We start from the raw sequence: 13,864 nt of genomic DNA, 5'->3' as shown, positions 1-13,864 counted from the left end.
CCCGCTGCGTAAACTGTGACAGTTGCTCGGCGAGGGAGGCCGTACGCGTGTGTGTGTGGCGCGTGTGTACGGCGGTCCGTTATCGACGCGCTCTTCGTAGCAGGCCGATGGTTGGCCGGGTGACCACCTTTCCCCCGTTCTACGAGGAGTGAACATGGCTGAGCTGAAGCTTGCCGCCGAGTCCCGGACCGAGTTCGGCAAGGGCGCTGCCCGTCGTATCCGTCGTGCCAACAAGGTTCCGGCCGTGGTGTACGGCCACGGTGCCGACCCGGTGCACATCACGCTGCCGGGCCACGAGCTCCAGCTCGCGCTGCGCACCCCGAACGTGCTGCTCAGCCTGGAGATCGACGGCAAGACGCAGCTGGCGATCCCGAAGGCCGTGCAGCGTGACGCGATCAAGGGCTTCCTGGACCACGTCGACCTGCTGCTCGTGAAGCGCGGCGAGAAGGTCAACGTCGAGGTCTTCGTGCACACCGAGGGCGACCTGGCCCCGGGCGCCTACCTGCTCGAGCACGTGCTGAGCACGCTGACGGTCGAGGCCGAGGCGACGCACATCCCGGAGTCGGTCACCGTCTCCATCGAGGGTCTCGAGGCCGGCGCGTCCATCCTCGCCAAGGACATCCCGCTGCCCAAGGGCACGACCCTGGCGATCGACGAGGACGCGGTCGTCCTGCAGGTTCTGGCCGCTCAGGCGGAGGAGGCTCCGGCGGACGCCGAGGCCGAGGCCACCGAGGCCTGATTTTTCCCGGTACCTCATTTCGTCGGCCGCCGCTCCCTTCGGGGGGCGGCGGTCTGCGCGTATCAAGGAGACATGCAGGTGACGACCGATGCGAACGCGCCGTGGCTGATCGTGGGTCTCGGCAATCCGGGCCCGGAGCACGCCATGAACCGGCACAACGTGGGTTTCATGGCCGCCGATCTGCTGGCGACGCGGCTCGGGGGGCGGTTCAAGCGGGCGGGGAGGGCGCAGGCGCAGGTGGTGGAGGGCCGGATCGGTCCGCCGGGGACGGGGAGCCGGCGGGTGGTGCTGGCGAAGCCGATGTCGTTCATGAACCTGTCGGGCGGCCCGGTGAACGCGTTGCGGGACTTCTACAAGGTGCCTCTGGCGAACGTGGTGGCGGTGCACGACGAGCTGGACATCGACTACGGCGTGCTGCGGTTGAAGCTGGGCGGCGGCGACAACGGGCACAACGGTCTGAAGTCGATGACGAAGGCGATGGGTGCGGAGTACCACCGGGTGCGGTTCGGGATCGGGCGCCCGCCGGGGCGGATGCAGGTGGCGGACTTCGTGCTGAAGGACTTCTCGTCGGCGGAGCGCAAGGAGCTGGACTACTTCGTGGACCGGGCGGCGGACGCGGCGGAGGCCCTGGTGCTGGAGGGGTTGGAGCGGGCGCAAAGCACGTACAACTCCTGACTTGTCACCCACCGAGGTTGACGTTGGTTCAGTGATGGCTGATGATCCCGGCCATGTCTGGCTCTGCAGTCTCGTCGCACCGCCGTGGGGGTCCGTCCCGCAAGCACTCGGCCAAGGGGTCCGCCCGGGGCCGGGGCCGGGGCCGGGCCGTGGGCTCGGGGTCCGCCGAGGGCCCGGCCGCGGCCGGGGGGTCCGGCCGGGGGGCGGCCGGGGGTTCGGTCTCCGTGGCGGTGCTGCGGTTCGGGCGGTTCGTTGCGATGGGCGCGGTCGCGGTGCTGATCCTGGTGGCGGGGGTGTGGGGTTCCTGGGGTTCGGCGCAGCACGTGATGCTGACGAAGGGGCGGGAGCAGGGCACGGTCGAGGTGACGCGGTGTGCCGGGGGGAGTTGTGCGGGGCCGTACTCGCCGTTGTCGGCGGGGTCGACGGCGCGGGCGCGGGTGGTGCTGGATCAGTCGGTGGCGGTGCGCAAGGGGCGGACGTACACAGTGGTGCTGAAGCCGGGCAGTGATCGGGCGGTGCGTTCGGGGCCTGCGGGGGTGTTGTACGCGTGGGTGCCGTTCGGCGGGGCGTTGTTGTTGGCGTCGGTGGTGGTGGCGGGGGGTCTGGGGCGGGTGCGGGCCGGTTGGATGCTGGCGGGGTCGGGGGTGGCGTTGCTGACGGCGGCGTTCCTGACGGTGTGAGCGGTGTGAGCGGGGACGGGTGAGGGGCGCCTCCGGGTTCGTACGAGCCTGGGGGCGCCCCTCGTGGTGCGGGGTGGGTCAGCCGGTGTTGCGCAGGCCTGCCGCGACGCCGTTGACGGTGAGGAGGAGGGCGCGGGAGAGCAGCGGGTCGGGTTCGGCGCCGGCGGCGGCTTCGTCGCGCTGGCGCTTGAGCAGGGTGACCTGGAGGTGGGAGATGGGGTCGAGGTAGGCGTCGCGGATGCTGAAGGTCTGCTTGAGGGCGGGGGTGGCGTCGAGCAGTTCGCGTTCGCCGGTGACCTTGAGGACTTCGGTGACGGTGAGGGCGTGTTCGGCCTTGATGGCGTCGAAGACGTGGCGGAGCTCGTCGGGGACGAGGGTGTCGACGTAGTGCTGGGCGATGCGCAGGTCGGTCTTGGCGAGGGTCATCTCGACGTTGGAGATGAAGTTGCGGAAGAAGTGCCACTGTTCGTGCATCTCGTCGAGCACGGTGTCCAGGCCCGCCTCGCGCAGGGCCTTGAGTCCTGAGCCGACGCCGAACCAGCCGGGGACGATCTGCCGCGACTGGGTCCAGCCGAACACCCAGGGGATGGCGCGCAGGCCGTCGAGGGAGACGCCGGAGCCGGGGCGGCGGGAGGGCCGGGAGCCGAGGTGCAGGTCGGCGAGCTGGTCCACCGGTGTCGACGCGAGGAAGTACGTCGGCAGGTCCGGGTCCTCGACGAGGGTGCGGTAGGCGGCGTGGGCGGCGTCGGAGACGACGTCCATGGCGGCGTCCCAGCGGGCGAGGGACTCGTCGGACTGGCGGGGGGCGGTGTGCAGGGCGGAGGCCTGGAGGGTGGCGGCGACGGTCAGTTCCAGGTTCTCCCTGGCGAGGGAGGGGATGAGGTACTTGTCGGAGATGACCTCGCCCTGTTCGGTGACCTTGATCTCGCCTTCGAGGGTGCCCCAGGGCTGGGCGAGGATGGCGTTGTGGGAGGGGCCGCCGCCGCGGCCGACGGTGCCGCCGCGGCCGTGGAAGAGGCGCAGGCGGACGCCGTAGCGGTGGGCGACGTCGCGCAGGCGGCGCTGGGCGCGGTGGATCTCCCACTGGCTGGTGGTGATGCCGCCGAACTTGGAGGAGTCGGAGTAGCCGAGCATGACTTCCTGGACGTCTCCGCGCAGTGCCACCAGTCGGCGGTACGACGGGTCGGAGAGCATGTCCTCGAGGATGGTGTCGGCGGCCTTGAGTTCGTCGGTGGTCTCCAGGAGGGGGACGATGCCGATCCTGGCCCAGCCGGCGTGCAGGTCGACGAGGCCGGCTTCGCGGGCGAGGACGGCGGCGGCGAAGACGTCGTCGGCGCCCTGGCACATGGAGATGACGTAGGACTCGATGACTTCGGGTCCGAAGACCTCGAGGGCGCGCTTGACGGTGAGGAAGACGCCGAGGGTCTTCTCGCCGGCGGCGTCGACGGGGGCGGGGACGGGGGCGAGCGGGCGGCGGGAGCGCAGTTCCTTGGCGAGGAGCTTGGTGCGGTACTCGCGGGGCATGTCGGCGTAGCGCCAGGACTCCTCGCCGAGGCGGTCGAAGAGCTGGCCGAGGGCGTGGTGGTGGGCGTCGGCGTGTTCGCGGACGTCCATGGTGGCGAGCTGGAGGCCGAAGGCGGCGAGGGTGCGGATGGTGCGGTTCATCCGGCCGTCGGCGAAGAGGCCGCCGCGGTGTTCGCGCAGGGAGGTCTGGATGAGGGTGAGGTCCTGGAGGAGTTCGCCGGTGCCGAGGTAGTCGCGTCCGCTCTCGTGGGGGGTGCCCTTGGCGAGGCGCTGCTTGGTGTTCTCGAGCTTCTGGCGGATGCAGGTGGCCTTGAGGCGGTAGGGCTCTTCGGCGTTGAGGCGCTTGTAGCGGGGGCTGATCTCGGGCAGTTGTTCGAGGTCGGCCCGGAGGGAGGTGAGGAGTTCCTCGGTGGCTCCGGTGTAGCGGATGGAGTTGGAGAGGAAGCCGCGCAGTTCGTCGATGGTCTCGAGGGCGTCGTTGATGCCGTGTTCGTGCTGGAGGATGAGGACGTCCCAGGTGACCTGGGGGGTGACGTTGGGGTTTCCGTCCCGGTCGCCGCCGATCCAGGTGCCGAAGGTGATGGGGCGCGTGTCGTCGGGGAGCTTCACGCCGACGCGCTCCAGTTCCGACGTGAGGTCCTCGAGGACGTCGCCGACGGCGCCGGCGTGGAGTTCGTCGAGGTAGTAGATGGCGTTGCGGGCCTCGTCGGCGGGTTCGGGGCGGACGACGCGCAGTTCGTCGGTCTGCCAGACGAGGTCGATGTTCTCGGCCAGGCGCGTGTCGTGGCGCCGGCGGTCGGACTCGATGACGGGGGTCTCCAGAAGCGCGGCGATGCGCCGGAGCTTGTTGAGTACCGACCGGCGCGCGGCTTCGGTGGGGTGCGCCGTGAAGACGGGGCGGACGTTGAGGTGGCGGACCGTCTGCAGGACGTGCTCGGGGTCGGCGTCCTTGAGGCGGTCGGCGGTGCGGGCGAGGAGGCCGCCCTCGGCGGCGCGGCGTTCGCGCAGTTCGCGGCCCCGGTGGACCTGTTCGGTGACGTTGGCCAGGTGGAAGTAGGTGGAGAAGGCGCGGACCAGCTTGGCCGCGGTCGTAAGTTCGATGCCGCGCAGCAGCTCGGCGGCGGCGTCGCCGTCCTCCCGGGTGAGGCGGCGGACCTTCTCGACCAGGTCGAGGAGCTCGGGGCCCTCCTGACGGACGAGGGTCTCGCCGAGGAGATCACCGAGCCGGCGGATGTCGGCGCGCAGCTCGGGGCTGGTCGTGGTCTGGTCGTCGGCACTGCTCACAGGTGCGGCTCCTTGCAGTGTTGAAGCTCGTCCAAGAGGGAACTCGGACATCCTCCCCGCGGGCAGGCGTCGCATACGGGGTCGGACATCCGGGAAGAAAACTAAGCGGACCGCGCTGTCCGACCGATTCCAAGGATAGGTGTCTACGGGGACGCGCAGGTCGGCGGGCTCTTGCCGCGAGGCGGTGCACTGCCATACTTACGATGCCGTAGGTTACGGGACCGTAGGAAATACCGTGCGGTTCCGGCGGTACGGCTTCTCCCCCATTCCCATACCCCCCAGGGGACGCGCATGACCACAGGCTCCAACGTGATCGAAGACCCTTCCAAGGCACCCGACGACAGCACCGCGCCGCTCGCCACGCTCGGTGGTGAGCAGAAGCGTTCCATCGAGCAGATCACCCTGCTGCTCTTCATCGTCGTCCCGTTCCTGGCAGTGCTGGCGGCGTTCCCGCTGGCCTGGGGATGGGGGGTGAGCTGGCTGGACCTCGGGCTGATGGTCTTCATGTACTTCCTCGGCTGCCATGGCATCACGATCGGCTTCCACCGCTACTTCACGCACGGTTCGTTCAAGGCGAAGCGGCCGCTGCGGATCGCGTTGGCGGTCATGGGTTCGATGGCCGTGGAGGGCCCGCTGGTGCGCTGGGTGGCGGACCACCGCAAGCACCACAAGTTCTCCGACGCGGAGGGCGACCCGCATTCGCCGTGGCGGTTCGGCGAGACGGTCCCTGCGCTGGTGAAGGGCCTGTGGTGGGCTCATATCGCCTGGATGTTCGACGAGGAGCAGACCTCGCAGGAGAAGTACGCGCCGGACCTGATCAAGGACCCGGCGATCCGTGCGATCTCGCGCCAGTTCATCCTCTTCACGTTGGTGTCGCTGGCGATCCCGCCACTGGTGGGCGGTCTGGTGACGATGTCCTGGTGGGGCGCGTTCACGGCGTTCTTCTGGGGCTCCCTGGTGCGGGTGGCCCTGCTGCACCACGTGACGTGGTCCATCAACTCGATCTGTCACGCGGTGGGCAGGCGCCCGTTCAAGTCCCGGGACCGCTCCGGCAACGTGTGGTGGCTGGCGGTCCTGTCCTGTGGCGAGTCCTGGCACAACCTGCACCACGCCGATCCGACGTCGGCGCGGCACGGGGTGATGCGGGGCCAGGTGGACTCCTCGGCCCGGTTCATCCGGTGGTTCGAGATGCTCGGCTGGGCGTACGACGTGCGCTGGCCGTCACGCTCGCGTATCGATTCACGCCGTATCACGGACGGGGACGGCTCCCAGCAGGGGAAGGCGGCCGCCGAGGCTGCATGATTGACGGCGTGGCGACCGATCCCAGCAGTAACTCCAGTCCCAGCAGTGATGTGAAGCCGCGGCGCGCACGACGCACCCGCATGACGGGGGCCGAGCGCCGGCAGCAGTTGCTGGAGATCGGTCGCACCCTGTTCGCCGCGAAGGGCTTCGAGGGCACGTCGGTGGAGGAGATCGCGGCCAAGGCCGGGGTGTCCAAGCCGGTGGTGTACGAGCACTTCGGCGGCAAGGAGGGCCTGTACGCGGTCGTCGTGGACCGGGAGATGCGCCGTCTGCTGGACATGGTCACGTCGTCGTTGACGGCGGGCCATCCGCGGGAGCTCCTCGAGCAGGCGGCGTTCGCGCTGCTGGACTACATCGAGGAGTACACGGACGGTTTCCGCATTCTGGTGCGCGACTCGCCCATCCCCCAGTCGACGGGGTCCTTCGCGTCGCTGATCTCGGACATCGCGACGCAGGTGGAGGACATCCTGGGCCGCGAGTTCAAGAACCGCGGGTTCGACCCGAAACTGGCGCCTCTCTACGCGCAGGCCCTGGTCGGGATGGTGGCGCTGACCGGTCAGTGGTGGCTGGACGTGCGCCGTCCGAAGAAGGCGGAGGTGGCGGCCCACCTGGTGAACCTGTCCTGGCACGGCCTGGACGGCATGGAGGCCAAGCCGCGGCTGATCGGGCACCGCAAGAGCTGAGCAGGCGAGCGGCCCGTACCGGCATGCGGCAGGCCCCCCTTCCCACAGGACGGGGGGCCTGCCGCATGCCGGTACGGGCTCAGTGCTTGAAGACGTCCTTCGTCTTCTCCTTGGCCTGCCGGGCGTCGCCCTTGGCCTGCTCGGCGCGGCCTTCGGCCTCGAGCCTCTCGTTGCCCACGGCACGCCCGACCGTTTCCTTCGCCTTGCCCTTGGCCTGTTCCATCTTCGCCTTGGACTTCTGCTCGCCTGCCACTGTCCATCACTCCCAGTCAGGTCTGCGTGTGGTCTCTCCACTGCGAGTGACCCGCCTGGCGCCCCTCAAACACGCCGGCTTCTCGCACCCCGTGCCGCTCTCACGGCTCCGCGGCCGCCCCCGCCCCGCGGCGGTCGGGTTCCAGGAACTCCAGCCGGTTGCCGACGGGGTCCAGGGCGTGGAAGCGGCGGTGTCCGGGCAGCGCGTCGTCCCACTCGATCCGGACTCCGTGCCGTGCCAGCCGGGCCGCGTACGCCTCGATGCCGGTGACCCGCAGCCCGGGGTGTGCCTTGCGGGAGGGCCGGAAGCCGGGCTCGACGCCCAGGTGGAGCTGGACCGCGCCGGCCTGGAACCAGCATCCTCCGCGTGCGGCGAGCGCCGGCGGCTTGGGGATCTCGGTCATGCCGAGTGCGGCGGTGTAGAAGCTGCGCAGGAGGTCTTCGGAGCCGGGCGGGGCGGCGAGCTGGACGTGGTCGACGGCGGTCAGCATGCCGGCCCGCCTTCCTTCGTGGCTACGGCGAACAGACGGCGGAACGGCAGGACGGTGCCGTAGGGCGTGCTCGGGTAGGCCTCGCGGAGCAGGTCGCGGTAGGCGGCGGTGAAGGCGTCGCGGGCCTCGGGGTCGTCGGCGAGGGCGTCGAGGACGGGGCGCAGCCCGGTGCCGCTGACCCAGTCGAGGACCGGGTCCTCGCCCTGGAGGACGTGCAGGTAGGTGGTGGTCCAGACGTCGGCGGTGCAGCCGGCGCGGGCCAGCCGGTCGAGGTAGACGCCGGGGTCGTGGACGGAGTCCTCGCGGCGCAGGACGTGGCCGAGGCGGCTCTTCCAGCGGGGGCTGTCGGCGAGGCCGCGCATGAGGGTGTGCAGGGGCGCGTCGGTGTTGTGCGGGACCTGGAAGGCGAGGGTGCCGCCGGGGGCGAGGCCGTCCAGCCAGGCGGGGAGGGCCTCGAGGTGGCCCGGCACCCACTGGAGGGCCGCGTTCGACACGAGCAGGCCGTAGGCCTCGGGGGGCGTCCAGTCGGCGAGGTCGGCGTGGGCGAAGGCGAGGCGCGGGCCGGCGTGGGCGGCGGCGTCGGCGAGCATCTGCGGGGAGTTGTCGTAGCCGATGACGTGGGCGGTGGGCCAGCGGTCGGCGAGGAGGGCGGTGACGTTGCCGGGGCCGCAGCCGAGGTCGGCGATGCGGGGCGGGTCGCCGGGCAGGTCGGGGACGCGGGCGAGGAGGTCGGCGAAGGGGCGGGCGCGGTGGCCGGCGTGACGCAGGTACTGGGCGGGGTCCCAGGTGGGGTTGGCCGTCATGCTCGTCACTGTCCCCCGCACTTTATCTTGATGTCAAGATGCTCTACATCAAGAGACTTCATGTCGACAGAACCACTACACTGATCGTCATGGAGGACGAGGTCGATCGGCTGGTCGCAGCATGGCGCCGGGAGCGCCCGGACCTCGACGTGGAGCCGCTCGAGGTACTGAGCCGGGTGAGCAGACTGGCCCGACACCTGGACCGGGCACGCCGGCTGGCGTTCTCCGAGCACCAGCTCGAGCCCTGGGAGTTCGACGTCCTGACGGCGCTCCGGCGCGCGGGGGCGCCCTACCAGCTCTCGCCGGGACAGCTGCTGACGCAGACGCTGGTCACCTCGGGCACGATGACCAACCGCATCGACCGGCTCGCGAAGAAGGGTCTGGTGGAGCGGTTGCCGGACCCCAGCGACCGGCGCGGGGTGCTGGTCCGCCTCACGGACGACGGCAAGGACCGCGCCGACCAGGCGCTCGCCGGGCTGCTCGACCAGGAACGGGCGATCCTGGCCGAACTCTCCTCGTCCCAGCGCGGCGACCTGGCGAGCCTGCTACGCCAGCTGACCGCCCCGTTCGACAACATCCCCGGCTGAGGCCAGGTCCACCGGCCCGACCCCCGCCCGGCGCGCCAGGGCGACCGCGGCGAGTGTGGAGTGCACGCCCAGCTTGCCGAGCACGTTCTGCATATGGGTGCGGACCGTGTGCGGGGAGAGGAACAGACGTTCGGCGACCGCCTTGCGGCCCAGGCCCGCCACCATGCAGCGCAGCACCTCCCGTTCCCTCGGCGTGAGGGACTCCACCAGCCGCTCGCTCTCGGTGCGGTGCTTGCGGGCGGCCGTCAGCTCCCGCAGGACGCCGGTGAGCAGGGCCGCGGGCAGATGCGTCTCGTCGCGCAGCACGCCGCGGATCACCGTCAGCAGGCGCGACAGCGAGCAGTCCTTCGCCACCCAGCCCGACGCGCCGGCCTGCAGGGCGAGGGCCGCGCGACGCGGGTCGTCCTTCTCGGCGAGGACGACGATGCGGATGTGGGGCTGTGCGCCCCGGACGCCCGCGACCAGGGAGATCCCGTCGACCGGGCCGTCCTCCCCCACCTCCTGCACGGGCACCGCGGGCCGTATGCCCGGCAGCCCGCCGCCGAGGTCGGCGTCGACGAGCAGCACGTCGTACCGGCGTCCCTCGGCGACCGCGCGCTCCAGGCTGCGCAGCGCCGCCGGGCCGCTGCCGGCCGCGGACACGTCGACGTCGGGCTCGGCCGCCAGCGCCGCGGCGAGCGACTCGGCGAAGATACGGTGGTCGTCGACGACCAGTACACGGATGCGAACCACGAAACCCCCTTCCCCGAGCTCCTTGGCGGAGCAGGGGATACCCCAAAGGTCCGGAGACGGGAAACGGACGACCACTGCGGGTACGACGCCCCGACGGGGAGTCCAGGACCGCCCGGCCGCCGCCGTGCAGAGACTGCTACCCCCACCACGGGCGTCGTACCCGACTGTCTCGTCCCCTGATCGACACCGGCCCCCACCGGTGCTGTTCACAGGGTAGGGCTGTGGGCGTGGAGCGGAAGGCAAATGGCAGAACTGGTTGGCCAGCGCGTTTATGGTGTGCCGCATGTTTCGTCTTGAGACAGAAGTCGACAGGACCCGGCGCGATCTTCTCCGTTCGCGGCTGCTGGACGCGAACACGGAGAGGTCCCCGGTCCTGCGCGCGCTGCGCGGCACGCCGGCCGGACGCGAGGTCCCGCTGCACGTGTGGGTCTCGGACCGCGAAGGCGGGCTGGCCGGCGGGCTGGTGGGCCACACCTGGACGACGTGGCTGCACGTCGCGCACCTGTGGGTCGACGCCCGGCACCGCGGCGCGGGGCTGGGCTCCCGGCTCCTGGCCGAGGCCGAGCGCGTCGCCCGCGACGAACGGGGCTGCACCCGCGTACGCCTGGAGACCTGGGACTTCCAGGCGCCGGACTTCTACCGGGAGCGGGGCTACGAGGTGGTGTGCGTCATCGAGGACTACCCGCCGGGCGTCACGGAGTTCACGCTGACGAAGCGGCTGACGCCGGAACCGGGGTGATCCGGCAACCGGGAAGGGACGGCAACCGGGGTGCGGCGGGAGACCGCCGCACCCCGGTGACGTGACGCCGAACGGCTCAGCTCAGCCGGCGGGCGCCCGCCGACGGCACCGCCTCGAACACGCGCGGGGCCTTGTACCCGGCGGCCGCGAAGGCCTCCTCGACGGCCTTGGTCAGGGTGTCGACGTCGGCGGCGTCCGCGAGGACGATCGCCGAGCCGCCGAAGCCGCCGCCGGTCATCCGCGCGCCGAGGGCGCCGGCCGCGACGGCGGTCTCGACGACCAGGTCCAGTTCGGGGCAGGAGACCCGGAAGTCGTCCCTGAGGGAGGCGTGGCCCTCGGTGAGGACCGGGCCGACGGCGCGGGTGTCGCCCGACTCCAGCAGCCGCACCACGCGTTCGACGCGCTCGTCCTCGGTGACCACGTGCCGGACCAGCCGGCGGACCTCCTCCTCGTCGCCGAGGCGGGCCAGTGCCGCGTCGAGTCCGTCGAACGGGACGTCGCGCAGCGCGTCGACGCCGAGCAGGGCCGCGCCCTTCTCGCAGCCGGCCCGCCGCTTGCCGTACTCGCCGCCGCTGTGCGCGTGCGTGACCTGGGTGTCCACGACCAGCAGGCGCATGCCCTCGGCCGCGAGGTCGAGGGGGATCTGCTTCTGGGAGAGGTCGCGGGTGTCGAGGAACAGCGCGTGGCCGCCCTCGCAGCAGGCGGAGGCCGTCTGGTCCATGATGCCGGTGGGCGCGCCGACGTAGACGTTCTCCGCGCGCTGGCACAGCCGGGCCAGCTTCCAGCCCGGCAGGCCCAGTTCGTACAGGTCGTTGAGCGCGAGCGCGACCACGACCTCCAGGGCCGCCGACGAGGACAGGCCGGCGCCGGTCGGCACCGTCGAGGCGAGATGGACGTCCGCGCCGGTGACGGGGTGGCCGGCCTCGCGCAGCGCCCAGACGACGCCTGCGGGGTAGGAGGCCCAGCCGGCGTCCGATCCGGGCGTCAGGGAGTCCAGCTCCAGGTCGACGACGCCGCCCTCGATGTCGGACGAGTGCAGGCGCAGCCGGCCGTCCGCGCGCCGGGAGACCGCGGCGACCGCGGTGTGCGGCAGCGCGAAGGGCATCACGAAGCCGTCGTTGTAGTCGGTGTGCTCGCCGATGAGGTTGACGCGGCCGGGCGCCGCCCAGACGCCCTCGGGCTCCGCGCCGTACAGCTCGACGAAGCCGTCCCGTACCTGCTGTGCCCCCATTACCGCTCCCTCGTCGTGCTGTCGGCGATCTGCTGGGCGAACGCCCAGGCGTCCGCGACGATGCCCGCGAGGTCCGCGCGGGACGGGTTCCAGCCCAGCTGTTCGCGGGCGGTGGCCGCCGAGGCGACCAGGACGGCCGGGTCGCCGCCGCGGCGCGGGGCCACGACCTCGGGGATCGGGTGGCCGGTGACCTTGCGGACCGTCTCGACGACCTCACGGACGGAGAAGCCGTTGCCGTTGCCGAGGTTGCAGATGAGGTGCTCGCCGGGCTCGGCGGCGGCGACGGCGAGGAGGTGCGCCTCGGCGAGGTCGGCGACGTGGATGTAGTCGCGGATGCAGGTGCCGTCGGGGGTCGGGTAGTCGTCGCCGTAGACGGAGATGGCCTCGCGGCGGCCCTGCGCGACCTGGAGGACGAGCGGGATGAGGTGCGACTCCGGGTCGTGGCGCTCGCCCTGCGCGCCGTACGCGCCCGCCACGTTGAAGTACCGCAGCGAGACGGCGCCGAGCCCGTGGGCGGCGGCCTCGCCGCTGATCATGTGGTCGACGGCGAGCTTGGAGGCGCCGTAGGGGTTGGTCGGCCTCGTGGGCGCGGACTCGACGATCGGAACCTGTTCCGGCTCGCCGTAGGTGGCCGCCGTGGAGGAGAAGACCAGCTTGCGCACGCCGGCCTCGCGCATCGCGCCGAGCAGCGCCATGGTGCCGCCGACGTTGTTGTCCCAGTACTTCTCGGGCTTCGCGACGGACTCGCCGACCTGCGAGAACGCGGCGAAGTGCAGCACGGCGTCGAAGGAGGCGTCGAGGTGCTTGGCGGCGTCGCGGATGTCGCCCTCGACGAACGCGGCGCCGGCGGGGACGCCCTCGCGGAAACCGGTGGAGAGGTTGTCCAGGACGACGACCTCGTGCCCCGCCTCCAGCAGGTGCTGGGCGACCACGCTGCCGACGTATCCCGCGCCGCCCGTGACCAGATACTTGCCGCTGCTCATCAACTCGCTACCTCTCGCAGTCGCTCGGCCGCGCGCTCCGGCGGCACGTCGTTGATGAAGACGTTCATGCCGGACTCGGAGCCCGCGAGGAACTTCAGCTTGCCGGACGTGCGGCGGATGGTGAAAAGCTCGAGGTGCAGCGCGAAGTCCTCGCGGTTGACGCCCTCGAACTCCTCCAGCGCGCCGAACGGCGCCTGGTGCCAGGCGGAGATGTACGGCGTCTGGGACTCACCGTCGCCGCCCTTCCCCCCGTCCCCCTCGTCGAAGATCCGGTCGAAGCGCCTCAAGAGTTCCAGATACACCTGGGGGAACTCTGTGCGCGCGTCCTCGTCGAGGGCCAGCAGGTCCGGGACCCGGCGTCTGGGGTAGAGGTGCACCTCGTACGGCCAGTGGGCGGCGTACGGCACGAACGCGACCCAGTGTTCACCCTCCAGGACGACCCGCGTGCCGGCGAGTTCACGCTCGAGGACGGCGTCGAAGAGGTTCTCGCCGCCGGTCGCCTCCTTGTGCGCGGCGACCGAGCGCAGCATCAGCGCGGTGCGCGGAGTGGTGAACGGGTAGGCGTAGATCTGCCCGTGCGGGTGACCCAGCGTCACACCGATCTCGGCGCCGCGGTTCTCGAAGCAGAACACCTGTTCCACGGCAGGCAGATGCGACAGCTCGGACGTCCGGTCCGTCCACGCCTCGAGGACCAGGGCCGCCTGCTCCTCGGTGAGGTCGGCGAAGGACGCGTTGTGGTCCGAGGTGAAGCAGACCACCTCGCAGCGCCCGGAGTCGCCGGCGAGGGAGGGGAACCGGTTCTCGAAGACGACGGCGTCGTACGACGAGTCGGGGATCTCGCTCAGCCGGTCGCCCTCGGAGGGGCAGAGCGGGCACTCGTCGGCCGGGGGGTGGTACGTGCGCCCCTGCCGGTGCGAGGCGATGGCGACGGAATCCCCGAGCAGCGGGTCTCGCCGTACCTCCGAAGTGGTGACCGTGCGCTCGAGCGGACGCCTGTCCACCGCGTCGCGCACCACGTCGTCGCGCCGGTCGTAGTAGATCAGCTCACGACCGTCGGCCAGCCGGGTCGAGGTCTTCTTCACCGCGACTCTCCATCCGTACCCCGGGCCCGCGGACCCGGATCAGTACACCTAGCGAAGCTTCAAACAGAACCGAACAC

15 protein-coding genes are annotated in these 13,864 nt (G+C 71.2%); 7 read left to right on the top strand and 8 right to left on the bottom strand.

The window, feature by feature from the left end:
- Positions 1-154 precede the first annotated feature (154 nt).
- The 3 genes from OHS82_RS24620 (at position 155) to OHS82_RS24610 (ending at position 2,094) form a co-directional block, all read left to right on the top strand.
- On the top strand, positions 155-739 hold the full coding sequence (locus OHS82_RS24620; RefSeq protein ID WP_057578666.1) for a 50S ribosomal protein L25/general stress protein Ctc: 585 nt from the start codon (positions 155-157) through the stop codon (positions 737-739).
- Between the two features lie 72 nt (positions 740-811).
- Complete coding sequence (pth, locus tag OHS82_RS24615; protein ID WP_057578667.1) at positions 812-1,414, top strand: aminoacyl-tRNA hydrolase; 603 nt, start codon at positions 812-814, stop codon at positions 1,412-1,414.
- Between the two features lie 53 nt (positions 1,415-1,467).
- Positions 1,468-2,094 (top strand): hypothetical protein, encoded by a 627-nt coding sequence (locus tag OHS82_RS24610; protein WP_443061798.1) that lies wholly within the window; start codon positions 1,468-1,470, stop codon positions 2,092-2,094.
- Positions 2,095-2,172: 78 nt separating this feature from the next.
- Here OHS82_RS24610 and ppc read toward each other — a convergent pair whose 3' ends face one another.
- Positions 2,173-4,902, bottom strand: a complete 2,730-nt coding sequence (ppc, locus tag OHS82_RS24605) for a phosphoenolpyruvate carboxylase (protein ID WP_057578669.1) — start codon at positions 4,900-4,902, stop codon at positions 2,173-2,175.
- A gap of 291 nt (positions 4,903-5,193) precedes the next feature.
- Between ppc and OHS82_RS24600 the strand changes: the two genes are divergently transcribed.
- Together OHS82_RS24600 and OHS82_RS24595 are read left to right on the top strand one after the other, a co-directional pair.
- The gene (locus tag OHS82_RS24600) at positions 5,194-6,204 is read left to right on the top strand and encodes an acyl-CoA desaturase (protein ID WP_057578671.1); all 1,011 of its coding nucleotides are present in this window, start codon (positions 5,194-5,196) and stop codon (positions 6,202-6,204) included.
- Positions 6,201-6,887, top strand: coding sequence for a TetR/AcrR family transcriptional regulator (locus OHS82_RS24595; protein WP_057578673.1), 687 nt, complete (start codon positions 6,201-6,203; stop codon positions 6,885-6,887). The genes OHS82_RS24600 and OHS82_RS24595 overlap by 4 nt, the downstream gene beginning before the upstream one ends.
- Before the next feature lie 79 nt (positions 6,888-6,966).
- Here the strand turns inward: OHS82_RS24595 and OHS82_RS24590 are convergent, their stop codons facing one another.
- The 3 genes from OHS82_RS24590 to OHS82_RS24580 all read right to left on the bottom strand — a co-directional run bounded on the left by OHS82_RS24590 (position 6,967) and on the right by OHS82_RS24580 (position 8,433).
- Complete coding sequence (locus tag OHS82_RS24590; protein ID WP_189920762.1) at positions 6,967-7,140, bottom strand: CsbD family protein; 174 nt, start codon at positions 7,138-7,140, stop codon at positions 6,967-6,969.
- Positions 7,141-7,240: 100 nt separating this feature from the next.
- Positions 7,241-7,630 (bottom strand): VOC family protein, encoded by a 390-nt coding sequence (locus OHS82_RS24585; RefSeq protein WP_057578675.1) that lies wholly within the window; start codon positions 7,628-7,630, stop codon positions 7,241-7,243.
- Positions 7,624-8,433 (bottom strand): trans-aconitate 2-methyltransferase, encoded by an 810-nt coding sequence (locus tag OHS82_RS24580; protein ID WP_328434483.1) that lies wholly within the window; start codon positions 8,431-8,433, stop codon positions 7,624-7,626. Before OHS82_RS24580 ends, OHS82_RS24585 begins: the two co-directional genes overlap by 7 nt.
- A gap of 89 nt (positions 8,434-8,522) precedes the next feature.
- Between OHS82_RS24580 and OHS82_RS24575 the strand changes: the two genes are divergently transcribed.
- Positions 8,523-9,020 (top strand): MarR family winged helix-turn-helix transcriptional regulator, encoded by a 498-nt coding sequence (locus OHS82_RS24575; RefSeq protein WP_057578678.1) that lies wholly within the window; start codon positions 8,523-8,525, stop codon positions 9,018-9,020.
- Here the strand turns inward: OHS82_RS24575 and OHS82_RS24570 are convergent.
- Positions 8,979-9,752: a LuxR C-terminal-related transcriptional regulator gene (locus OHS82_RS24570; RefSeq protein WP_057578681.1), complete on the bottom strand. Its 774-nt coding sequence runs from the start codon at positions 9,750-9,752 to the stop codon at positions 8,979-8,981. The genes OHS82_RS24575 and OHS82_RS24570 overlap by 42 nt on opposite strands.
- Positions 9,753-10,023: 271 nt before the next feature.
- Here OHS82_RS24570 and OHS82_RS24565 point away from each other — a divergent pair, with 271 nt between their 5' ends.
- The gene (locus OHS82_RS24565) at positions 10,024-10,491 is read left to right on the top strand and encodes a GNAT family N-acetyltransferase (protein ID WP_079041255.1); all 468 of its coding nucleotides are present in this window, start codon (positions 10,024-10,026) and stop codon (positions 10,489-10,491) included.
- 76 nt (positions 10,492-10,567) lie between these two features.
- On the opposite strand, the gene galK is transcribed toward OHS82_RS24565, so the two are convergent.
- Genes galK through galT form a run of 3 tightly spaced genes read right to left on the bottom strand, consistent with a single transcriptional unit; the run spans position 10,568 to position 13,787 of the window.
- Positions 10,568-11,722 (bottom strand): galactokinase, encoded by a 1,155-nt coding sequence (gene galK / locus OHS82_RS24560; protein WP_328434482.1) that lies wholly within the window; start codon positions 11,720-11,722, stop codon positions 10,568-10,570.
- Positions 11,722-12,705, bottom strand: a complete 984-nt coding sequence (gene galE / locus OHS82_RS24555) for a UDP-glucose 4-epimerase GalE (protein ID WP_057578685.1) — start codon at positions 12,703-12,705, stop codon at positions 11,722-11,724. Before galE ends, galK begins: the two co-directional genes overlap by 1 nt.
- On the bottom strand, positions 12,705-13,787 hold the full coding sequence (galT, locus tag OHS82_RS24550; protein ID WP_057578687.1) for a galactose-1-phosphate uridylyltransferase: 1,083 nt from the start codon (positions 13,785-13,787) through the stop codon (positions 12,705-12,707). The genes galE and galT overlap by 1 nt, the downstream gene beginning before the upstream one ends.
- Between the last annotated feature and the right edge of the window lie 77 nt (positions 13,788-13,864).

The sequence above is a fragment of the Streptomyces sp. NBC_00425 genome, assembly GCF_036030735.1.
GTDB lineage: Bacteria > Actinomycetota > Actinomycetes > Streptomycetales > Streptomycetaceae > Streptomyces.
The sequence above is the reverse complement of the archived record's forward strand: the minus strand, read 5'-3'. Positions and strand labels throughout refer to the sequence as shown.